Source organism: Kitasatospora sp. NPDC088391, assembly GCF_044753345.1.
Lineage (GTDB): Bacteria > Actinomycetota > Actinomycetes > Streptomycetales > Streptomycetaceae > Kitasatospora.
Map to the genome: position 1 here is coordinate 1,079,665 of NZ_JBIVNB010000001.1, position 21,279 is coordinate 1,100,943.

Annotated in this window: 20 protein-coding genes and 1 pseudogene; 10 read left to right on the top strand and 11 right to left on the bottom strand. The window is 74.3% G+C overall.

What is annotated here, in order from left to right:
• Nucleotides 1-58: 58 nt before the first annotated feature.
• A complete protein-coding gene (locus tag ACIQBJ_RS04665) occupies nucleotides 59-3,517 on the bottom strand; it encodes a carbohydrate binding domain-containing protein (protein ID WP_400703346.1) in 3,459 nt (1,152 codons plus the stop codon).
• Between the two features lie 281 nt (nucleotides 3,518-3,798).
• Here ACIQBJ_RS04665 and ACIQBJ_RS04670 point away from each other — a divergent pair, with 281 nt between their 5' ends.
• Nucleotides 3,799-4,272, top strand: coding sequence for a hemerythrin domain-containing protein (locus tag ACIQBJ_RS04670; protein ID WP_400703349.1), 474 nt, complete (start codon nucleotides 3,799-3,801; stop codon nucleotides 4,270-4,272).
• 53 nt (nucleotides 4,273-4,325) lie between these two features.
• Here ACIQBJ_RS04670 and ACIQBJ_RS04675 read toward each other — a convergent pair whose 3' ends face one another.
• The gene (locus ACIQBJ_RS04675; protein WP_400703352.1) at nucleotides 4,326-5,546 is read right to left on the bottom strand and encodes a PucR family transcriptional regulator; all 1,221 of its coding nucleotides are present in this window, start codon (nucleotides 5,544-5,546) and stop codon (nucleotides 4,326-4,328) included.
• Nucleotides 5,547-5,860: 314 nt separating this feature from the next.
• On the opposite strand from ACIQBJ_RS04675, the gene ACIQBJ_RS04680 reads away from it, so the two are divergent.
• Complete coding sequence (locus ACIQBJ_RS04680; RefSeq protein ID WP_400703355.1) at nucleotides 5,861-6,301, top strand: SsgA family sporulation/cell division regulator; 441 nt, start codon at nucleotides 5,861-5,863, stop codon at nucleotides 6,299-6,301.
• Nucleotides 6,302-6,481: 180 nt separating this feature from the next.
• Here the strand turns inward: ACIQBJ_RS04680 and ACIQBJ_RS04685 are convergent, their stop codons facing one another.
• The 5 genes from ACIQBJ_RS04685 to ACIQBJ_RS04705 form a co-directional block, all read right to left on the bottom strand.
• Nucleotides 6,482-7,345, bottom strand: coding sequence for an ABC transporter permease (locus ACIQBJ_RS04685; protein ID WP_400703358.1), 864 nt, complete (start codon nucleotides 7,343-7,345; stop codon nucleotides 6,482-6,484).
• Complete coding sequence (locus ACIQBJ_RS04690; RefSeq protein WP_400703361.1) at nucleotides 7,305-8,162, bottom strand: ATP-binding cassette domain-containing protein; 858 nt, start codon at nucleotides 8,160-8,162, stop codon at nucleotides 7,305-7,307. Before ACIQBJ_RS04690 ends, ACIQBJ_RS04685 begins: the two co-directional genes overlap by 41 nt.
• Nucleotides 8,159-8,692: a MarR family winged helix-turn-helix transcriptional regulator gene (locus tag ACIQBJ_RS04695; protein WP_400703364.1), complete on the bottom strand. Its 534-nt coding sequence runs from the start codon at nucleotides 8,690-8,692 to the stop codon at nucleotides 8,159-8,161. The genes ACIQBJ_RS04690 and ACIQBJ_RS04695 overlap by 4 nt, the downstream gene beginning before the upstream one ends.
• 127 nt (nucleotides 8,693-8,819) lie before the next feature.
• Nucleotides 8,820-9,632 carry a hypothetical protein gene (locus ACIQBJ_RS04700; protein ID WP_400703367.1) on the bottom strand — a complete coding sequence of 271 codons (813 nt, stop codon included), beginning with the start codon at nucleotides 9,630-9,632 and terminating at the stop codon, nucleotides 8,820-8,822.
• A 45-nt stretch (nucleotides 9,633-9,677) separates the two neighbouring features.
• The gene (locus ACIQBJ_RS04705; RefSeq protein ID WP_400703370.1) at nucleotides 9,678-10,673 is read right to left on the bottom strand and encodes a transglycosylase SLT domain-containing protein; all 996 of its coding nucleotides are present in this window, start codon (nucleotides 10,671-10,673) and stop codon (nucleotides 9,678-9,680) included.
• A gap of 320 nt (nucleotides 10,674-10,993) precedes the next feature.
• Between ACIQBJ_RS04705 and ACIQBJ_RS04710 the strand changes: the two genes are divergently transcribed.
• The 4 genes from ACIQBJ_RS04710 to ACIQBJ_RS04725 all read left to right on the top strand — a co-directional run bounded on the left by ACIQBJ_RS04710 (nucleotide 10,994) and on the right by ACIQBJ_RS04725 (nucleotide 15,672).
• On the top strand, nucleotides 10,994-11,263 hold the full coding sequence (locus ACIQBJ_RS04710) for a GlsB/YeaQ/YmgE family stress response membrane protein (protein ID WP_400703373.1): 270 nt from the start codon (nucleotides 10,994-10,996) through the stop codon (nucleotides 11,261-11,263).
• Between the two features lie 284 nt (nucleotides 11,264-11,547).
• Entirely contained in the window at nucleotides 11,548-12,207 is a 660-nt protein-coding gene (locus tag ACIQBJ_RS04715) for a hypothetical protein (RefSeq protein ID WP_400703376.1), read from the top strand.
• A 113-nt stretch (nucleotides 12,208-12,320) separates the two neighbouring features.
• A complete protein-coding gene (locus ACIQBJ_RS04720) occupies nucleotides 12,321-13,412 on the top strand; it encodes a polysaccharide deacetylase family protein (protein WP_400703379.1) in 1,092 nt (363 codons plus the stop codon).
• A gap of 76 nt (nucleotides 13,413-13,488) precedes the next feature.
• Nucleotides 13,489-15,672, top strand: a complete 2,184-nt coding sequence (locus ACIQBJ_RS04725) for a tetratricopeptide repeat protein (RefSeq protein ID WP_400703382.1) — start codon at nucleotides 13,489-13,491, stop codon at nucleotides 15,670-15,672.
• Between the two features lie 9 nt (nucleotides 15,673-15,681).
• On the opposite strand, the gene ACIQBJ_RS04730 is transcribed toward ACIQBJ_RS04725, so the two are convergent.
• Nucleotides 15,682-15,954, bottom strand: a complete 273-nt coding sequence (locus ACIQBJ_RS04730; RefSeq protein WP_400703531.1) for a hypothetical protein — start codon at nucleotides 15,952-15,954, stop codon at nucleotides 15,682-15,684.
• A 202-nt stretch (nucleotides 15,955-16,156) separates the two neighbouring features.
• Entirely contained in the window at nucleotides 16,157-16,642 is a 486-nt protein-coding gene (locus tag ACIQBJ_RS04735) for a rhodanese-like domain-containing protein (RefSeq protein ID WP_400703385.1), read from the bottom strand.
• A 254-nt stretch (nucleotides 16,643-16,896) separates the two neighbouring features.
• Here ACIQBJ_RS04735 and thpR point away from each other — a divergent pair, with 254 nt between their 5' ends.
• Together thpR and ACIQBJ_RS04745 are read left to right on the top strand one after the other, a co-directional pair.
• Nucleotides 16,897-17,487 carry an RNA 2',3'-cyclic phosphodiesterase gene (thpR, locus tag ACIQBJ_RS04740; protein ID WP_400703388.1) on the top strand — a complete coding sequence of 197 codons (591 nt, stop codon included), beginning with the start codon at nucleotides 16,897-16,899 and terminating at the stop codon, nucleotides 17,485-17,487.
• A 220-nt stretch (nucleotides 17,488-17,707) separates the two neighbouring features.
• Complete coding sequence (locus ACIQBJ_RS04745) at nucleotides 17,708-18,274, top strand: LysM peptidoglycan-binding domain-containing protein (RefSeq protein WP_400703391.1); 567 nt, start codon at nucleotides 17,708-17,710, stop codon at nucleotides 18,272-18,274.
• A gap of 76 nt (nucleotides 18,275-18,350) precedes the next feature.
• On the opposite strand, the gene ACIQBJ_RS04750 is transcribed toward ACIQBJ_RS04745, so the two are convergent.
• Both ACIQBJ_RS04750 and ACIQBJ_RS04755 read right to left on the bottom strand, forming a co-directional pair.
• A complete protein-coding gene (locus ACIQBJ_RS04750) occupies nucleotides 18,351-18,974 on the bottom strand; it encodes a sigma-70 family RNA polymerase sigma factor (RefSeq protein WP_400703394.1) in 624 nt (207 codons plus the stop codon).
• 251 nt (nucleotides 18,975-19,225) lie between these two features.
• Entirely contained in the window at nucleotides 19,226-19,945 is a 720-nt protein-coding gene (locus ACIQBJ_RS04755) for a hypothetical protein (RefSeq protein ID WP_400703397.1), read from the bottom strand.
• Nucleotides 19,946-20,125: 180 nt separating this feature from the next.
• Between ACIQBJ_RS04755 and ACIQBJ_RS04760 the strand changes: the two genes are divergently transcribed.
• Together ACIQBJ_RS04760 and ACIQBJ_RS04765 are read left to right on the top strand one after the other, a co-directional pair.
• On the top strand, nucleotides 20,126-20,335 hold the full coding sequence (locus ACIQBJ_RS04760) for a hypothetical protein (protein ID WP_400703400.1): 210 nt from the start codon (nucleotides 20,126-20,128) through the stop codon (nucleotides 20,333-20,335).
• Between the two features lie 426 nt (nucleotides 20,336-20,761).
• Nucleotides 20,762-21,279, top strand: a pseudogene (locus tag ACIQBJ_RS04765) (hypothetical protein); the annotation flags it as partial.

The window sequence follows — 21,279 nt, forward strand, 5'->3', positions numbered from 1 at the left end:
CGGCGGGCGGACCCGCCGGCCGCTGCCGGTCGTCGTGCTGCTTCAGGTACGGGCCGTGCTACTTCAGGTACGGGCCGTCGGTGCCGATCTTGCCCGGGGCGGCGTTCTTGCCGCCCAGGTCGAGGACGTAGACCCGCAGGTTGCCCTTGCCGGGGGCGGCGACGGACAGGGTGCCGTTGGTGACGGTGCGGACGTCGCCGGAGACGGCGTCCTTGTAGGTGCCGTTGGGGACGCCGGTGAAGGTGGCGGCGTCGGTGACGGTGACCAGCGCGAAGGAGTCGACGCCGGTGGCGGCGTCGGTGTAGCGGCGTTTGAAGGACATGCCGCCGCTGACGCCCTCGGTGGAGTACTGGCCCATCTGCAGGGCGGGGATCGCCCGGCGGATCTGGTTGAGCCGCTGCACCTGCTTGACCAGCGGCTGCTGCAGCGTGGCCGCGACCGCGCCGTCCGCCGCCGAGACCACCGAGAAGTCACTGGCCGTCACGTTGCCGGCGATCCTGTCCCCGTAGTAGGCCCGGCCGGTGGTGGCGAGCGGGCAGGACGGGCCGCAGTCGATCTGCTTCCCGGCCTGGAACTCGATCTCGGAGCCGTAGTACAGCGTCGGAATGCCGCGGAAGGTCCACATCAGCGCCATGTTCTCGGCCCAGGCGTCCGTGCCGCCGGTGTAGCGCACGCTGGACTTGTTGGGCCCGTAGTCGTGGCTGTCGACGTACACCACGTTGTAGGTGGCGTCGTTGGTGGAGTCGTCGGAGTCCTTGCCGTTGCCGAAGGCGTTGTGCGCGTCGCCGAAGTTCATGTGCATCCGCATGTCGATGATGTTCATGCCGGAGAACTTCGAGTGGTCGGGCGCGTGGTAGGTGTTGCCGTCCAGGAAGGCGTTGGCGGACGTCGGCTGGTTGCCGGTGCCGAGCTGCTCCTCGTAGGTGTACTGGTCGAGGGCGGCCTGCACGTCGTCGGCGGTGTAGTCCTTGCGCTCCTTCCAGGTGTAGAACTGCGCGGAGTGGTTGACCGAGCCGCGGTTCCACTTGTCGTTGACGAACGCGGCGACCTCGCCGAAGACGAAGAAGTTCTGCGCCTTGGCCGGCCCCCAGTCCTGGGTGACGCGCTGCTGGATGGCCGGGAGGAAGCGCCGGTTCCAGGTGACCCGCGGGACGTGCACGGCGGTGTCGACCCGGAAGCCGTCGACGCCCATGTCGATGTACTTGTTGTACGCGCCGATCAGGTAGTTCTGCACCTCGGCGTTCTCGGTGTTGAAGTCGGCCAGGTCGTCGGCCAGCCAGCAGGAGCGGGAGTCCTCGCCCTCCCAGTTCCCGATCCAGCAGGTGTGGTAGTACTTCGACGGGAACATGCCCGAAGTCGGGCTCGGCCACTGGCAGTTGTAGATGGTGTAGCCCTCGGGGCTCTTGTACTGGGTCGGGTTGCCCCAGCCGACGCAGGTCTGCCCGGCGGGCTGGGTGGTCGACCACAGGTCGCCGTTGTAGTAGGACTTGCCGCTCTTCGGCTCGACGGTCAGGCCGTCGTACTCGAAGCCGTCCTGCTTCTCGTCGTAGTACCAGGACCACTGGGCGTCCCGGACGCCGTACACGGTCGGCACGTACAGGCCCTTGGCGCCCCAGCGGGAGCTGTGGTTGTAGACCACGTCCTGGTAGATCTTGATGCCCTTGGCGTGGGCGGCGTTGATCAGGTCCTGGTAGGAGGCGCCGGCCGACTCCAGCCGCGGGTCGACCTTGTAGAAGTCGTAGCCGTGGTAGCCGTGGTAGTCGTAGTCGGAGCGGTTCAGCACCACGGGGGTGATCCAGATCGCCGAGAAGCCGAGGCCCTTGACGTAGTCGAGCTTCTGCACCAGGCCCTTGAAGTCGCCGCGGAACATCGGGTCGTTGTTGGCCGCGTTGCCGGACTTCACGTCCTGGTTGCCGCCCCGGTCGTTGGACGTGTCGCCGTCGTAGAACCGGGCGGTGAGGACGAAGTAGATCGGGTCCTTGCGCGGGTCGGTGCCGATCATCTCGCCCGCCTTGGCGGCCGGCGGGGCGTCCCCGGTGGTGGCGACCGCGGCGGGCGAGGCGGCCGAGACGTTGCCCGCGGCGTCCACGGCCCGCACGGTGTACGTGTAGACGGTGCGCGGTTCGAGTCCGGTGTCGGAGTACACGGTGGAGCCGACGTTGACCACCGAGGAGCCCTTGCCGCCGCCGCTGCGGGTGACCTGGTAGCCCGTCACCTTGGTGTCGTCGGTGGACGGCTCCCAGGTCAGCACGATCGAGGTGTCGGTGGCGCTCGCGTTCACCGCCGACGGCACGCTCGGCGCGGTGGTGTCGGGGACGACCGCCGCGCACGGGTCGGCCGCGCCGCCCGTCACCTTGCCGTTCTGCACGGTCGAAACGCCCGCCGGGACGACGTAGTTGGCGCCGTTGTTGTTGTCCCAGGTGCCGTTGCCGTTGTTGAACGTGGCCGCCATGCCGGTCGCCCCGCCCAGCGACACCGTCCGCTTGTACCAGCCGGGGCAGGCGAGTTGCATGCCGACGCCGGGCACCGCCGTCCACGCGCCGCCCGCCGGGGCGTAGTGCAGGTTGACGATGTTCCAGCCGACCACGGCCGTCGAGTAGAAGACGGTGGCGCTGTTCCCGGCCGGCACGGTGGCGCTCGCCGACGGGGAGGGGGACGGGCTGCCGCTCGGGCTGCCGCTCGGAGTCGGACTCGGGCTCGGGCTCGAACTGGCGCTGGGACTGGGGCTGTTGGTGGCGGTGGCGCACGGGTCGCCGGTGCCGGTGACGCCGTCCTTGACGGTCACCGCGCCGGTGCCGAGGGTGTAGTTCTTGCCGCCGTTGTTGTCCCACGTCCCGGCGCCGTTGTTGAAGGTCGCGGCCAGGCCGTTCGCGGTGCCGAGGGCGACGGTCTTCTTCACCCAGTCGGTGCAGGCCGCCTCCATCGCGACGCCCGGCACGGTGGTCCAACTGCCGCCGTTGGGGGCGTAGTGCAGGTCGTAGGCGGACCAGGTGCGGGACTTGGTCCAGTAGTAGACCGTCGTGCTCGCACCGGCGCCGCCGGACCCGCTCGGGCTCGGGCTCGAACTCGGGCTCGCGGTACCGCCGTTGTCGGTGCCGCACGGGTCGCTGTGGGCGATCGTGCCGTCCTTGACGACCACGGTGCCGGTGCCGAGGGCGTAGTTCTTGCCGCCGTTGTTGTCCCAGGTGCCGGTGCCGTTGTTGAAGGTCGCCTGCAGGCCGGTGGCACTGCCCAGGTCGACGGTCTTCTTCACCCAGTCGGTGCAGGCCGCCTCCATGGCGGTGCCCGGCACGGTGGTCCAGTTGCCGCCGTCCGGGGCCCAATGCAGGTTGTAGGCCGACCAGTTGCGGGTCTTGGTCCAGTAGTAGACGGTGGCGGTGTTGCCGCCGGTGGCGGTGGTCGCCGCGGTCGCGGCAGTGCCGGGCGGGGCCGCGGACAGCAGGCCGGCGGTCAGGGCCGCCGCGGCCGTCAGGACGGCGGCGATGGGGCGCCGCCGGTGCCGAGATCTTCCGGTCAAGGGAGTGTCCCTCGGTCGTGGCCGCAGGCGGTGGGGACTGCCTCGCGGCAGGGAATGGGTGGGGGGAAGTCCTTGCGCAAGAGCATGCAAGAGCTTCCAGGAGGTTACTGAGGCATGACCCCCCTGTAAAGACTCCTTGACCTCGCCCGGAAGCTGACAGACCGCCAGAAATCCACCCCGTCGTGCGCAAAGTTTTTCCGCAAGAACCGGCCCGGGGAAGAGTCCGGGGCCTGCGGCGCGGCGCACCCTCGCGGCATCCACCGGCGTCGAGACCGAGGGGCATGTGCCACTACTGCGGGTGCCGCGAGATCCCGCTGATCAAGGACTTCGTCCGGGAGCACGAGGCGGCCACCGACCTGACCGGGGAGATCGCCCGCCTGCTGGCGGCGGGCGACCCGGTCGCGGCGGGCGCGCTGCTGGCGCCGCTGGCGACCGAGCTGGCCTCGCACTGGCGGGGCGAGGAGGACGGCCTGTTCCGGGTGATGCGCGCGGACCCGGAGTTCGCGGCGTACATCGACGCCCTGGAGGCCGAGCACCGGGGCCTCGCCGACCTCCTCGCCACGGTCGACCTGGCCTCCCCCGCCGACCGGTCGGCCCTGCTCGCCGCTTTCGACGAGTTGCACGCGCACATCGCCAAGGAGGAGGACGGCCTCTTCCCGGCCTCCCTGATCGCCCTGACCGCCGACGATTGGAACACCTCGATGGCCGCCTGGCGGTCCGCCCACCCGGGACGCCGGCCCTCCGCCCCGGGCTGACCCGCCACCCGCCCCACCGCCCGCCGGATCGACCGCCCGTCCCACCCCACGGGTCACTCCAGTGGGTCGCGGACCACTCCGGGCAGGTGCAGGACGGCTTGCAGGGCGATGTACAACTCGGCGGAGTCCAGGCGCCGTTCGAGGGTGCGGCCGGAGAGCTGCTCGATCCGGCGCAGGCGGTAGCGGATGGTGTTGGGGTGGCAGAACAGCACCTTGGCGGCCTTGTCGGCGGAGCCGTCGACGGCGAACCAGGTGGCCATCGTGGTGAGCAGTTGCTCGCGCTGGCTGTCGGGGAGCTCCATCACGGGGCCGAGCACCTGGTTGCCGATCCGGGAGGCGGTGGAGGGCGCGCTGGCGACCAGCATCGGCAGCGGGTTGGCGTCGAACAGGGTGACCGTCTCGTCGGGGCGGGCGGAGCTGGCGAGCGCGACCTGGGCCAGGTGCAGGGCCTGCGGGGTCTGGTCGAGCCGGGTGTAGCAGGGGCTGACGCCGACCCGGCGGGCGGTCCGGTCGCGCAGGGTGTCGACCAGCAGGTCGATCGCGGCGGCGGCGCGCATCGAGACGATGCCGATGTGCGCGTCGGGGGTGAGCCGCCAGGCCGAGCCCATCTCCTGTTCGCGCAGGGCGGGTTCGATGTCGGGCAGGGCCTGCCGGGCCAGGCCGGGGGCGTGCGCGACGACCACGGCGAAGGTGCCGTCGTACGGGAGGGTGAGCATGTCGGCGGCCTCCAGGACGGAGCCGGGGTTGCCCATGCCGCCGCGCAGCACCACGTCGACCAGGGCGGAGCGCTCCTGGTCGCGGCGGACCATCAGCAGGGCGGCGGTCTCGTTGAAGGCGTTCATCATGGCGGTGGTCGACTCCTCGTTGAACCGCCACACGTCGGTCGCCAGGTCCACCAACTCCTCGGCGCTGGCCAGGCCGTGGCGCAGCGACTCGGCGGCCATGCTCTCCCACAGGTGGGCGAAGCCGATCCGGAACGCGGACTGCACGGTGGCCAGCGGGACGCCCTGCTCGGCGCGCAGCCGTCCGGTGCGGCGGGGCGCCTCCAGTGAGAGGCCCTCCTCGTGGGCGAGTCGGCGCAGGGTGAACTCGATGTTGCTGCGGACGGATTCGGTGAGGTCCCCGGCGGGCAGCGGTCCCGCGGACCGGTACACGCTCATGTTGTCGCGGATGCGGCGGACCGTTTCGCCGGTGAGCGCGTCCAGGCGGTTCAGCAGGTGGCCGGCCAGTCGCGCGGCCGAGTCCACCGGCGCGTCGGAGAGTCGGGTTCCCATGCACCGAGCCTAGGCGGCGCGGGGCGGCGCGTTCACCCGGCGCGGGCGCGCGTCCGGGGCGGACGCGCGGTGGGGTGCCGGGACGGGCGGGGGCCGCACGGCCGTTCCAGGGGTGAGGCCCCCGGCGGGTGTTGACGGCGCGTCAGGCCGTTGGAGGGAAGGTTTTGTCGCGGCCCACAGACGGGGGCGGTGCCCCGCTGTTCGCCCGGACAGCGTTGGGGCCCGGAGGGGTTCCGGGGGCGCGCGGCGGCTCTAGTCTCCTGCTCAGACCGCCCGGAGCCGCCGGGCCGGACCGAGTGGGAAGGACGTCCGCGATGGAGGGCCCCGCCGAGCTCCGCCTCGACCTGGTGATGGATCTGCTGCTGTCGCCGGAGGAGGCGTTCCCCGTTCCGGCGCGGCTGGTGTACTCCCCCGACGACCCGTACGCGGTGCACGTCTCCTTCCACGTGGACTCGGAGCAGCCGATCGGCTGGTTCTTCGCCCGGGACCTGCTGGCGCAGGGCCTGCTGCGCCCGACCGGCCTGGGCGACGTGCGGATCTGGCCTGCCGCGGTGGACGGGCGCCGGATGGTCACCCTGATGCTCTGCGCCCCGGAGGGCGACGCCTTCCTGCAGGCCCCGGCCGCGCTGGTCGCCCCCTGGATCAGGCGGACGCTGCGCGCCGTCCCCCCGGGCGGCCCCGCCGAGCGCGACCGGGTCGACCGCGCCCTGGACGCCCTCTTCGCCGCCACCGGCCCGACCGACCCCGCCTTCTGACCCCCGCACACCGCCGACCACCGCGGGGCGCCGCGCCGGCGGGCGAGCAGGCGCCCCTCGCTCCCCCACCGCGTCAGCAGGCGAGCAGGCCCCTCCCTCCCCCACCCCTTCCGCCCGCCGCAGGCGACCGACCCCGCCACGTCAGCGGGCGAGCAGGCGCCCCTCCCTCCCCCCACCGCGTCAGCGGGCGAGGCGGCCGAGCAGGCCGGAGGCGGCGGTGATGCCGAGGGCGGTGGCGAGGGCCAGGACGCCGAAGTCGAGGGCGAGGTGGGAGGGGGTGCCGATGAGCAGGCCGCGCAGGGCGTCGACCTGGTAGCTGAGGGGGTTGGCGCGGCTGACGGCCTGGAGCCAGCCGGGCATCAGGTCGACGGGGTAGAGGGCGTTGGAGCCGAAGAACAGCGGCATCGTGATCGCCTGGCCGATGCCCATCAGCCGGTCGCGGGTGAGCACGATGCCCGCGATGGTCATCGACAGGCAGGCGAAGAAGGCGGAGCCGAGCACCACCGCCGCCGCGACGCCGAGCAGCCGCAGCGGGTTCCAGGTCATGCCGACGCCGAGCACCGCGGCCAGCACCACCACCACGGCCGCCTGGATCACTGCCTTCACCCCGGCCGCGAACGCCTTCCCGGTGACCAGCGCGGCCCGCGGGGTGGGCGTGACCAGCAGTTTGGTGAGCACCCCGGAGTCCCGCTCCCAGATGATCATGATGCCGTAGAAGATCGCGATGAACATCGCGGACTGCGCGATGATGCCCGGCGCCAGGTAGTCCAGGTACGGGATGCCGCCGGTCGGGATCGCCTTCAGCCGGGTGAAGGTCTCGCCGAAGATCAGCAGCCAGAGCGCGGGCTGGACGGCCCGGGTGTACAGCTCGGTGCGGTCGTGCCGGAGCTTCTGGAGCTCGACGGCGCACATGGCGACGACCCGGGCCGGTACCACCCGCCAGCCCGTGCGGGCCCGCGGCGGGACCAGTAGCAGACCCAACTCGGGCCCGGGGCCGCGGCGTTCAGCCGACTCGGCTTGCGGTGCGACGGGTGCGGCGGACATCCGAGAACTCCCCTCCCTTGGCGTCGTCGGCGAGCGTGCGGCCGGAGAAGTGCCGGAACACGTCGTCCAGGGTGGGCGCGTCCAGCTCCGGGTCCTCGGCCCGGACCTGCGCCTTCAGCTCCTCGGGCGTGCCGAGGGCGCGGATCCGGCCCCGGTCCATCAGGGCGATCCGGTCGCAGTACCGGTCGGCCTCGTCCATGTAGTGGGTGGTGACCAGCACCGTCATGCCGGTGGCCCGGCGCACCGCGTCGACCCGTTCCCAGACGCCCGCGCGGGCGATCGGGTCCAGGCCGATGGTCGGTTCGTCCAGCACCAGCAGCCGGGGCGCGCTGACCAGCGCCTGGGCCAGCTCCAGCCGGCGCACCATGCCGCCGGAGAACGTGCCGGCCATCCGGTCGGCGGCCTCGGTCAGGTCGACGGCGGCCAGCGCCTGGGAGACCCGTTCGGCCCGTTCGGAGCGCGGGACGTCGAAGACCCGGGCGAACAGCTCCACGTTCTCCCGCCCGGTCAGTCCGGCGTCCGCGGACAGCTGCTGCGGGACGTAGCCGAGCAGGCGGCGCACCTCGCCGCGCTCGCCCGCGCAGTCGTGGCCGAACACCTCGACCATGCCGCGGGCGGTCGGCAGCAGGGTGGTGATGGCCCGGATCGTGGTGGTCTTGCCCGCGCCGTTCGGCCCGAGCAGCCCGAACACCTCGCCGGCCCGCACCGTCAGGTCGACCGCGTCCACCGCCCGGGTGGGCTCGCCCTTCCCGCGGCCCCGGTGGAAGGTGTAGGTCAGCCCCCGGCACTGGACGGCGTCCTGCCGCTCCTCGCTCATTCCCGGCCCCCTTCCCGTTCCCGTTCCGCCGCCCCGCACTCGCCGACCGCCCCGGGCCCGTCGCTCTCCTCGGTGCGCAGCCCGGCCGCGAGCGAGCGCAGCGCGGGGAGGGCCGCGGCCAGCGCCGCCCGTTCGGCCGCCGGGAGCCCGGCCACCGCCGTGCCGACCAGCGCGGTGCGCCGGGCCCGCCAGGCGGCGAGCCGTTCGCCGGCCTCCTCGGTGGCGTACAGCAGCGCGGCCCGGCCGTCCGCGGGGTCGCTCTCCCGGCGCAGCAGCCCCTGCCCGACCAGCTGGTTGACCAGGGTGGACACCGAGTTCCCGGCCAGGAACAGCTCCGCCGCGGCGTCCGAGACCCGCAGGCCGGGGCTGTCCAGGACTAGCCGCAGCAGCTCGACCTGGGCGCCGCGCAGCCGGGGCTGCTCCAGCCCGGACCGCAGCCGGCGGCGGATCAGCCGCTGGACGCCGACCAGCAGCGCCGAGAACTCCTCCGGGTCCGGCCCGGCGGGGTCCGGCTTCGCGCGTTCGCTCACACCTCCGATTTTAGCTCTGAGTAAGAGGTACTGGTCGAGGGGTGCGCGGGCAAAGCTCTCCCCAAACACGCCGCAGGGCCGCCCCGGAACGGGACGGCCCTGCACGGTCGGACGGGGCGGCGGCGGCTCAGCAGTCCTTGAGCGCGGTGCAGACGGGCCTGCCGAGCGCGGCCAGCAGCGCGGCGTCGTCCTGCCCGCCCCACGGGACCTTCGGCGCGCCGCCCCTGGGCGCGTCGGTCCACACGTTCAGCTCGACCACCGCGCCACCGCTGGTGGTCAGGTACTCGTGGACCTCCACGGCGCCCGTGGCGGACTTGCCGCTGGGCAGCGTCACCACGGCCGCCAGCGTCTCGCTCCCGTCGGCGACGATCTTGACGGTGGCGCCCGGCGCGGTGCTCGCGCAGCCCTTCACCTCGTCCTTGAGCGCGTTCAGCAGGCCGAACGAGGACTGCTTGGCGGCGCTGCTCTTCGCCGCGCTGCCGAAGCTGACGATGCTCTCGGATCCGCTCCAGCCCTTGGCGCCGCCACCGTTCAGCTCGACCGAGTCGACCCCGGGGACGGTGTCCGCCCAGGCCGCGTCCCGCTTGGCCCGGCACATGTCCTCGATCATGAACCGGTCCTGCGGGCCGCCGCCCCGCGGCTGCCCGACCGCCCACCCGAGCTGCGCGTCCAGCGGCAGCGCGGCGGCCGGCAGCCACACCCCGGTCGGCAGCTTGGACGTGCCGCCCGAGGCGACCCGGCCGGGGCCCGTGCCCCGGGCCGGGGAGGACGCCCCGGCCGTCCCGGACGCCCCGGCCGCCGGGCTGCTCGCGGCGGGCGGCGGCGCGGCCGCCGAGGTGCCGCCGCCGGCGGGGGAGCCGCCCTCGGGGTCGCAGGCCGTGAGCAGGGCGACGGTGGACAGGCAGGCCGCGGTGACGGCGGCGAGGCGGAGCGGACGCACGAGAGGTTCCCCCGGTGGACGTGGACGAGACGGTCGGACGGCGGTTCAGTAGCCCCGGGGCGAGCGGTGCGGGTCGGCCTGCTGCACCTTGGACGCCAGGTCGTGCCCGTCCGACGACACGTGGTAGCGGCTCTGGATGTAGTTCATCGACGCGGCGACGTTCGCCACCGGGTCGTAGATGTCCGTCGAGGTGCCCTTGACGTGGTACGCCGCGAAGGTGCTCGGGATGGTCTGCCAGCCGCCGCGCGAGCTGTTCAGCGGCGCGCCGTCGGCCTGCTTGGCGCCGTGCGCGTTGGTGTCCCACAGGTTCACCTGCGAGGTGGGCGCGTTGTACGAGGACTCGCGCTTGGCGATGGTCAGCATGCCTTCCGTCCAGGCCTCGCGGGCCTTCGGGTCGGTGATGCCCATCGCGTCCAGCGCCTGCGCGATGTACTGGCGGCAGGCCGCCTCGCCGCTGCCGTACTTGCCCTTGCCGCCGTAGGTGACGTCGCCGGTGGCGATCTTGCCGGCCTGCGAGACCTCGGTCTTCGGGTCGTTGCCCTGGTGCTCGGGCTGGTTCGGGCTCTTCGGCCGGCCGTGGTGCTCGCCGCCGCCCGGCTTGTGCGAGCCGGTGCCGCCGCCGGGCTTGTGCTCCCCGCTGCTCTTGCCGGGGCTCTTCGGCTGGCCCTGGTGGCCCTCCTTGCCGGGCTTGCTGACGCCTTCGCGGGCCCGCTTCTCGGCCTCCTGGTACTGCTTCAGGACGGTGCCGAGCTTCCGGGTGTCCTCCTGCAGGTTCTCGGTGAGCTGCTTCTTGGTGGCCTCCAGGGCCGCCATCCGCTCCTTGATGGCGTCGACCCGTTCGCACACCTGCGCGATCACCGCGCCCGCGCCGAGCACGTTGCCGAGCAGCCCGGCCGAGACGTCGGTGGCCACGGCCTTGGCCATCGCCTCCTTGATCCGGCCGCTCTGCTTGTTGAGCTCACCCATCCGCTGCTGGATCTGCTGGAAGTCCTTCTGGATCTTCGCCAGTTCGCCCAGTTCGACGCCGAAACCCGCTGCCATGCTGTGTCTGCTCCCCCGTAGGACCTGACATCCGCTCAGGTCGGTTATCCCATCACACCGTGCCGGTACGCAACGACCCGCCCCCCGCCACCCCGCCGGGCACCCCGCAAACCTCCCGGCGCGGGCGGATCGTCGCGGCGGCGTCCGGACGGGCGCCGCGGGGGCCGCCGACGGTGCGCGGGCGGCCGCCGAGATGCCCGGCCGGGCCCGGCGGGCGATCATGGCAGGTGCGGACCGCCTCCCGGCGGCCCCGCGTTCGGTTCAGCGCTGTCGACCGGTTCGGCACCTGGGCGGCACCCGACCGGAAAGGCTGGGATTCGATGTTCCAACTCCTCTGGATTCTGCTGATCGGCTTCATTCTGGGCGTACTGGCCAAGCTGATCCTGCGCGGGCCGCAGGCGATCCCGTGGTGGCTGACGATGCTGCTCGGCGCGGCCGGTGCGCTGCTCGGCAACCTGATCGCCGGGTGGATCGGCGTCCGGCACACCGGCGGCATCGACTGGATCAGGCACTTCCTGCAGATCGGCTGCGCGGTCGCCCTGGTCGCGGTCGTCGCCCCCGCCTGGAGCAACTCCCGCACCAACAGGTGACCGGACGGCCACCCGCTCCGACCGCCGACCACGACCGCCCGCCGCGCCACCCGCGCGGCGGGCGGTCGCCGTTCCCCCCGTCCCTCCCCCGCGTCCCGCGGTCGGACCGCACTCCGCCCGGCCTTCCGCAACAGCACGGTCACCGGGCGGCCCGCCGTGTCACCGTCCGGTACCGATGCGGTCCGGAATCGGCGCATCCGCACCCGCAGACCCGGCCCGGGGCCCTAGCGTCCTGCTCCGTGCCTGTCGCACCACCGCCACGAACGCACCTGGGGGAACCCGCCGTGAACAGCCGTCAGCCTCTCGCCGCCCGCGCCCTGCTCGCCGCCGCCGCGCTCACCGCCACGCTCGCCCTCACCGCCTGCGACCCGGAGGGCGCCGGCGACGACGCCGCGACCGGCGCGGCCCCCACCGCCGCGACCTCCGCCCCGGCCTCCCCCGGCGCCCAGAGCCCCGCCACCAAGCCCCCGGCCTCCCCGGCGGCCGGCGGGAAGCGCAGCCTGGTCGACGCGAAGACGGCCGGCGGGCTGCCCCGGGCCACCGGGACGCAGCAGCTGTCCGACGTGCCCGTCGACCCGGGCGAGATGCGCGACTCGATGCGCCTGATCGAGGCCAACTTCCAGCACCCGGGGAAGACCTCGGCCCGCCCGGTGCTGTTCGCGGGCGTCGACAACGTCCCGGAGGAGCCGAGCAAGCGCCGCGAGCACCTCTGGCGCGGCCTGGTCGACTACGCGCTGGGCGAGGGCTCGACCGGCACCCCGGGCACTTCCGCCCCGTACCCGGCCGGTCCGCTCGGCGGCAACCTGGAGTGCTTCCCGCTGGGCGCGGACGCCCTCTGCGGCTGGGTCGACACCTCGACCGCGGCCGTCGCGCTCTTCCCCGCCACCGCCCCGGCCGACGCCGCCAAGCTGTTCGCCGCGATGCGCGCCGACCTGGAGCACTGACGCACCGTCAACTCTCTTCACTTCCAAGGGCATTGACGCCCGAGCGTCAATCCGGAAGGCTTCCGGACCGTCCCCGCGGCCGTCGGCGCCGCGGCCGGCCGCGAGGAGGCGCCGTGCGCTATTCGGGAGTTGCCTGGAGCGGGGTCGGCTTCGAGGTCGCCGTCCTGGACGGGGCCGGGCGGCCGGTCGGGCCCGCGGCCCGGTTCGCGGCCGGCGGACTGGGCTCGCTGACCGAGCACCTGCTGCGCCTGCAGGGGGAGTTCGCCCGGGCGGGCCAGCACCTGGTGACGGTGGTCGACTCGACCAACGGCATCGTGGACGGCGCGCTGACCGGCGCCGGACTGGCCGTCTACCGGGCCGACCCGTGGGTGCTGCCGGACCGGCCCGCGTTCGGGTCGGTCCCGGCGGCGGAGCTGGCGGGCGCCGCCGTACGCGACTTCGGCTCGGTGGTGCGACTCGTCCCCGGCGCCGGAACCCTGGCGGGGCGGGGCGCCGAACTGGCCGCGGACATCGACGCGAGCGCCGCCGACCTGGAGCGGATGCGCCGGGCCGGGCGCTGCCGCTGGGCCGACCCGTGCGCGCTGCCGCTGGTGGCACTGACCTTCGACGACGGCCCGAACCCGCCGTACACCGGCCGGGTCCTGGACGTGCTGGACCGCCACGGGGTGCCCGCGACCTTCTTCTGCGTCGGCCTGCACGCCCTCGCGCACCGGGCCGAACTGGAGCGGATGGCCGCCGCCGGCCACCAGATCGCCAACCACACCTGGTCGCACCCGTACCTGCCGGACCTGTCCCGGCCCGAGCTGCTCGCCCAACTGGAGCGCACCGACGAGGCGCTGGCCGCCGCGGTGGGCGGCGACGGGCCGCGGATGTTCCGCCCCCCGTACGGCGGCCGGACCCCGCGGGTGCTCGACTGGCTGCGCGCGTCGGACACCACCATGGTGCTCTGGGACGTCGACCCCGCCGACTGGTCGATGCCGGGCGCGGACGCCGTCACCGCGGCCGTCCTGGCGCAGGCCCGGCCCGGCGCGCTGATCCTGCTGCACGACGGGGGCGGCGACCGCTCGCAGACCGTCGCCGCCCTGCCCGCCGTCATCGAGGGCCTGCGCGACCGCGGCTACGGCTTCGCCCGGGTGGACGCCCTGCCCGGCGCCGGTGCCACCGGGAGCCCGGGACAGACCGTCCCCGGCAGCCCTAAGGTCTGACGTACCCGTCACCGTGCGCGGAACGGCGGGACGGCAGGACGGCAGGACCGCGGAGCGGCGGGTCAGGGGGCTGGACGTGGCGGAGGGCGACGGCGTCGGACCGGCGCGGGTCGGGATCGAGGCGGGCGGCGAACGGTCGGTGGCCGCCTGGTCGATCGACCGGGTCGACCAGAGCCGCCACTACTACGGCGCCCCCGGGGCCCCCGACCCGCTGGTGACGGTGTCGACGGCCGCCCCGCTCGGCATCCGCGACGCGGCGGCACCGCTGCGCGGCCGGGACGGGCTGCTGGCCGCCGTCGGGGCGAACCTGCGGGCGCCCGGCGCGGGACGGCTGGTGGTGCTGTCCGGGATGGGCGGCTGCGGCAAGACCTCGCTGGCGCTGGAGATCGCCGCCGGGCACCCCGGCCGGGTCTGGTGGGTGGACGCCCGCAGCGAATCCGTCCTGGAGGCGTCGCTGCGCGCGGTGGCCCGGCAGGCGGGCGCCGACCCCGGCCAACTCGCCCACGGCGACGCGGCGGACGTCCTGTGGTCGGCGCTCGGCCGCCTGCGCGACCCCTGGCTGCTGGTGGTGGACAACGCCGACGCCCCGGCCCTGCTCGACGGCCCCGGCCGGCTGGCCGCCGGCACCGGCTGGCTCCGCCCCACCACCGGCGCGGGCGCGGTCCTGGTCACCACCCGCGACGGCGCCCCCGCCACCTGGGGGCCCGGCGCCCGCCACCACCGGGTCGGCCCGCTCACCGAGGAGGTCGAGGGCGGGCCGGACGCCGCCGCCCAGATCCTGCTCGACCGCACCGGCCCCGCCGCCGGCTCCCCCGCCGAGGCCCGCGCCCTCGCCGCCCGCCTCGGCGGCCTCCCGCTCGCCCTCCACCTGGCCGGCACCTACCTCGCCCGGACCCTGGGCACCCCGCCCGCCTACCGCGCCGCCGACACCCCCGTCACCTTCGCCGCCTACCACTCCACCTGGAACACCGGCGGCCCCGCCACCCTCGACCACAGCCAGTCCCTGGCCCGCACCTGGTCGATGTCCGTGGCCCTGCTCGAAGAACGCGGCCACCCGCACGCCCGCGACCTCCTCGAACTGATCGCCTCCTTCGCCGACGCCGACCTCCCCTACACCCTCCTCCTCACCCCGGACCGCCTCCCCCACCTGGACGGCCCCACCCTCTGGGCCCACCTCACCGCCCTGGAGTCGGTCGGCTTCCTCACCTTCTCCACCACCGGCTCACTGCCCCTGCTGCGCATGCACCCCCTGGTCCGCGACGCCTCGCACACCCCGCCGACGGAGACGACGGTGCGGCTGCTGGTGGACGCGGTCCTCTCCGAGGAGACCGGTTACCCGGACGACCCCAGCACCTGGTCGATGTGGCAGGCGCTCGCTCCGCACGTCCTGGCGGCGTTCCACCACCCGCAGGGCCTCCGGACCGTCGAACTGGCGAAAGCAGCCCACTTCGTCACCAATTACCTGCACCAGGCCGGGCTCCTCCGACAGGCGCGGGCCGAGTTCGAAACCCTGCTCGCAACACGGCGCGAACTCCTCGGCGACGACCACTCCGACACCCTGACCACCCGCCACAACCTCGCCGGCACCATGCAGGCCCAGGGCCACCTGCAGCAGGCGCAAACCGAACTCGAAACCATCCTCGCCGTACGCCGTGAACTCCTCGGCGACGACCACCCCAGCACCCTGACCACCCGCCACAACCTCGCTTTCGTCCTCCAGGCCCAAGGGCACCTGCAGCAGGCCAGGACCGAGTTCGAAATCGTCCTCGCCATGGAACGGGAGATCCTCGGCGACGACCACCCCGACACCCTGACCACCCGCCACAGCCTGGCCAGCGTCCTCCAGGACCAGGGGCACTTGCCGCAGGCCAGGACCGAGTTCGAAATCGTCCTCGCCATGGAACGGGAAGTCCTCGGCGACGACCACCCCAGCACCCTGACCACCCGCCACAACCTCGCCGGCGTCCTCTACGACCAGGGCCACCTGCGGCAGGCGCAGATCGAACTCGAAGCCGTCCTCGCCGTGCGGCGCGAACTCCTCGGCGACAACCACCCGCACACCTTGACCGCCCGCCACAACCTCGCCCAGATCCTCTGGGACCGAGGCCACCGGCAGCAGGCAGGGGTCGACTTCGAGGCCGTCCTCGCAGCGAGGCGCGAACTCCTCGGTGACGACCATCCCCACACGGTCTTGACGCGCGACGCGCTGACACGACTGTCGGCGGAGCCGCGGCCCTGGTGGCGGCGTTTCTTCGGCTGAACTTCCTGTTCAGGGGGTGTCGCCCGCGTGGTCCCAGTGGCGGGGGTCGCCCTCGCGCGGGGTGTAGTGGGAGCGGCCGGTTCCGCCGTGGCGGCCGAGGTGGGTGGTGAGGGCGGTGCCGGCGGCGAGGGCGGCGGGGGGCCAGCCGGTGGTGTCGAGGAGGAGGCCGTCGAGGGGGCCGCCGACGAGTTCGCGGTAGTCGTGTCCGGGGCGGGGGCCCGGGTCCTCGTGGTCGGCGCCGTAGACCCGGCCGCGGAGCAGCTGTTCGTCGTGGTCGTGCATCTCGTCCATCGGGCCAGGCTGGCATCCGGGACCGACAGCGGCGGCGCGGCACCGGGTCGCGCAGGGCGGGGTGTCGAGCGCGTCGGGACCCGGGAGGGTTGCGGCGGCGGCACCGGCCCCGGTCACGACTCCCGCCGCCCGATCGGCCTTCCGCTCGACGGCTCGGTCAACACCACTACGGGGAAAGAGGATTGACGATCCGTCAGCAGGCGCAGGCGATGCCCGAGCGCGGGGCGGTCAGGTCGTCGACGGGGCGCTGCTCGGTGCCGTTCGCGGTGTCGTGGGCGAAGCCCTCCCGGACCCAGTACTCGAAGCCGCCGAGCATCTCCTTGACCCGGTAGCCGAGCCGGGCGAAGACCAGCGCCGCCCGGGTCGCGCCGTTGCAGCCGGGGCCCCAGCAGTAGGTGACCACGGTCAGCGCCGGGTCGATCAGCTGCGGCGCCAGTTCGGCGATCCGGCCGGTCGGGATGTGCAGCGCCCCGGGGATGCGGCCCTGGTCCCAGGCGGCGGCGCTGCGGGTGTCGACCAGCACGATGCCGGGCGCGCCGGAGGCGAGGTCGGCGCGGACGTCCGAGACGTCGGCCTCGAAGGCGAGCCGGGCCTCGAAGTGGGCGGCGGCGACGGCCGGTTCGGCGGCGGGGACGCTCAGGACGGCGCTGTCGATCGTGGCGGGGGCGGTGGCGGACATGCGGGTGCCTCGTCTCTGCGCTCGCGCGCTCTCGGGAGGGGGAGCCGGCCCGGGGTTTCCGTCCCGGCCGGCGTCGACACGTCCATTCTGGGCGGCCGGGCCCCGGCCCCACGAGTGGCGCGACCGCCCGCGACCGTCAAGATCCCGCCAGCCCTCCCGCCAGCCCTCCCGCCGGCCCTCCCGCCGACTCCCGCCAGCTCCCGCCGGGTCGGCCCGGCGCGCGGCCGCCGCCGTCCGGCTGCTAGAAATCCCTGGTGGACGATCACCCCGAGCCTCCGACCCGGCGCCTGTTCGTGGCCCTGGCCCCGCCCGACGCGGCCAAGGACGAGCTGGCCCGTGCCCTGCGGCCCGCCGGCGACGCCCACCCCCGGCTGCGCTGGAACCGGATCGAGGACTGGCACATCACGCTGGCCTTCCTCGGCGAACTGCCCAGCACCGCCGTCCCGCTGCTCCGCGGGGCGCTCTCCGGCACCGCCGCCGCCCGCCCGGCCCTGCGGCTGCGCCTGCACGGCGGCGGGCACTTCGACGACCGCCTGCTGTGGAGCGGCGTCGGCGGCGACCTCGACGGGCTGCACGACCTGGCCGCCGAGGTCCGGCGGCTGGTCAGGTCCTGCGGGATCGACTTCCTCGAACGGCCGCTGCGCCCGCACCTGACCCTGGCCCGGGCCCGCCGCGACGACCACGACTCCGTCCCGGCGGCGGCGGCCGTGCTGGCCGGCTTCACCGGCCGCGACTGGCACACCGCCCGGCTGCACCTGGTCGGCAGCAACATCGGCCGCGGCCCGGGCCCGATCCACTACCGCGACCTCACCGCCTGGCCCTTCGCCGCCCCCGCGGAGCAGTAACTCCCCTATAAGCAAAGGGAGTTCATCCGGCACGTTCCACCGGCCCGGGCGGTCCGGCCCCGCCCGGGCGACGCCGTCAACCCGACGGGCGGGCCGTCCTTCGTGCGGATGAACCGGGAGCCGGCGGGTTGTGGGGGCGGCGGTCGGGGGCAGAGAGTCGACCGTGGCCGTAACCGGCCGACCGTCCTCCGTTTCCGATTCCGATTCCGTGGAGCAAGTGATGTCCTCGACCCTCAAGCCCGGTGAAGCCCTCGCTGTCGACGAGGAGCTGCTGTCCGACAACGGTCGCTTCCGGCTCTCCCTCCAGTCCGACGGGAACCTGGTCCTGTCCGACCTCGGCACCGGGCAGCCGATCTGGGCCACCGCCACGGACGGCCGCGGCGCCACCACCGCGCAGATGCAGGACGACGGCAACTTCGTCCTCTACAGCGGCTCCGGCGAGGCCCTCTGGTCGACCGGCACGGACGGCAACGCCGACGCCTACCTCCGCCTCAACGACGACGGCAACGCGGTGGTCGGCGGCGACCGCACCCTGTGGGAGTCCGGCACCCGGGTCGCCGACGCCGCGCCGCGGGCGGCCGAGCCCGCGCCCGTCCAGGCCGCCGAGCCCGAGCCGCAGCCCGAGGCCGCCCAGCAGCAGACCTACACCGTCCAGGGCGGCGACAGCCTGTGGGCGATCGCCGACCGCTTCTACGGCGACGGCAGCCAGTACCAGCGGATCGCCGACGCCAACGGCATCTCCAACCCGGACCTGATCAACGCCGGCCAGACCCTGGTCATCCCCTGACCCGGCCGCACCCCGGCCCACCGGGCGGCCCGTCCTCGCGGCGGGCCGCCCGTCGGCCTTTCCGGCACCGCTCCCGTCAGGCCGCGCAGCCGAGCGCGGCCCCGTCGGCCCGCTCGGCGGCCGCCAGCCGGCGGATCAGCACGCCGCGGGCCCGGTTGACCCGGGAGCGGACGGTGCCGACCGGGCAGCCCGTCAACTCGGCCACCTCCTCGTAGGGCAGGCCGAGCAGCGCCGTCAGCACGAAGGCAGCGCGGCGCTCGGCGGGCAGCGCCGCCAGCAGTTCGCCGAGCGCCACCCCCTCCTCGAAGCCGGGCAGGCCGCTCGGCTGGGCCCGCTCGGCGGCGGACTGCCAGTCCTCGGTGTCCAGCAGCCGGGGCCGGCACGCCGCGAACCGGTACCGGTCGACGACGGTGCGGCGGGCGATGCTCAGCAGCCAGGTCCGGGCGGACGAGCGCCCCTCGAACCGGGGCAGGGCGCGCAGCGCCCGCAGGTAGGTGTCCTGGGTCAGGTCGTCGGCGGCCTGCGGGTCGCCGCTCAGGTGGGTGACGAACCGTCGGACGTCGGCGCGGGTGGCGCGGACGAACCGCTCCACCGCCGCCGGGTCGCCGCCGCGGGCGGCCAGCGCCCAGGCGGTCACGTCGCCGTCGTCCGCGCGCACCCGCACGGCGGCGGGGGGCGACGGGTGGGAGGCAGGGGTCATCTCCGGGTGTCCTCGCTCGGGAGACGGGAGCGGCCCCCGGGGCGGCCGTTCTCGAACCCCCGCCGTCGCCCGGGACAGCCCCACGACGGGGGGAGCCCTCACGACCGGAGGGCGGGCGGGGGTTCGAGGAGCGGCCCCGGGGTCGCGGGGCGGCCCCGGGCGCGCCGCACCGGCGCCGCGGTCGCAGGACGCGGGCGCGGTGACGGCCGGGGCGGCGCCCCGGGGGTGACGGACCGTCGGGAGACGGACCGTCAGGCGGCGGCGGACCGCGCCGGCGGGCCCCGGGTGGCGAGCGAGTGGACCAGCAGCCGCGCCGACGGCCGGAGGTGTCCGGCCCGGGGGCGGCGGCCGCGCGGCGGGTGCGGCGGGCGGACGGCGCCGAGCACCAGCAGGACGGGCGCGAACAGGCGGGCCGCGACGGCCCGGGCCAGGCCGTGCACGGCGCGCTCGCCCGCCGCCAGCCACAGGCCGAGCAGCAGCGCGGCCAGCAGGTGCGCGCCGAGCATTCCGAACCCGCCCGCGCCGCCGCCGTGCTGATGGCCCGCCAGCACCATCGCGTGCTGCGCCAGCCCCACCGGGCCAGGTGCGTCGTCGAGCGGGACGACGGCGAACCCGTCCGCGGGGGCGAGCCCGGCCGCCTCGGCCAGCTGCGCGGCCCGCTGCTCGCTCACGGGGCCGGTGCCGCACAGCAACTGCGCCCACTGGGCGGCGAGTCCGCCGGGCGCGGGCGCCGCGTCCCCGCCGAGCGAGAACAGCGCGTGCAGCACGGCCTGGACCCCGACGGTCAGACCGGTGACCGGCAGCGGCCCGCGCTCCCGACCGGCCGTCAGCCAGCCCAGCAGCCCGGCCCCGCCGAGCCCCGCGGCCAGCCCCCACCCCGGCACCGGGGTGCCGGAGGCCAGCACGTGCGCGACGGCCGCGAGCAGCACGCCGGCGGCCGCGAACACCGCGGCCCGTCCCGCTCGCCCCACCCGTCCCGGTCCCATGGCGGCCCATCGTCGCACCCTCCCCGCCCTCCGGAGGCCGTCCGTCGGCGAGTTCCACCCGACCTCGTGAATGTGACCTGCATCACATCACCTCTTCGGGAACCCGGCCCCGGCCCGGGCCGACCACTGCTCCGAACACACCCCCAGGACAGGAGAACCACCGCCGTGCGCGAACCCGCCCTCCCCCTCGCCACCTTCTGCGGCACCTGCGACTGCGGCTGCCCCCAGCTCTTCCTCGACCCCGACGCCCCCGAGGACCGGCGCGTCCGCCTCACCGACGACTTCGGCCAGCAGATCCAGATGAGCCTCGACCAGTTCGCCGACCTCGTCGCCCAGGCCAAGTCCGGCGCCCTCGACACCCTCACCCCCGCCTGAGCACCCTGACGGCAATTGTTCGGTTTGGCGGATTTTTTACCTTTCCGGCCCCGGCGCTGCTTGTCTCCACATTGCCCGGATCGAAAAAGTCGATCGAACGCCACAAAGGGCACAGCGCAGCGCCGGCAGGCCGTCGAGGCAGGCCGACGGCCTCCCGAACAAATCCCGATGTGGTGCACGTCACACCCTCGGGCAAAGTGGGCCTTGCTCGGCAAAGGGGGCGTTCCGTCGTTCTAACGGATTGCGTTTCCGGTGCCGTTTACGTGAATGTACTGAGCGTCCGCACGCCCGTACCGCTCGACGGTCGCGTGCACATTCCTTGCGGTGGCAGTCCGCGAACTCCGGCTGGGCCCGGCGATCCGATGGATGCGAACCACCATGCCGTCGAGCAGCTTTGATGTTTCATCGAATGCAGGAGCTTTGACTGTGAGCAGACGGTATCGCGGCGCTGCCGCGCTACGGATGGTGGGTCTGACCGGGGCGTTGGCCCTGGCGGGTGGGTTGGCGGTGCCGGTCGCGTTCGCGGCCGACGCGCAGCCGTTGCCCTCGGCCGCGGAGATCGCGGCGGTCGCGAAGCAGCGCGAGCAGCAGCGTCCGCAGTCGGAGACGGACCGGGCGCTGGCGCAGGCGAAGGCGACCGGGAAGAACGTTCCGATCGAGTCGTTGACGACGGAGTCGGGCGAGACGTCGGCGACGCCGGACGGGCACCTGCTGCTGACGGCGGCGCCGGAGCAGAAGCGGGTGAAGAAGGACGGGAAGTGGGCGGCGCTGGACGCCACCCTGGCCCGGGGCGCGGACGGCACGTTCGCGCCGAGGTCGGCGGTCGGCGGTGTGGTGCTGTCGGGCGGTGGGAGCGGTCCGCTGGCGACGCTGACCAGTGCGGACGGGAAGAAGCTCTCCATCTCGGCGCCGTTCGCGCTGCCGGCGCCGAGCGTGGACGCGGA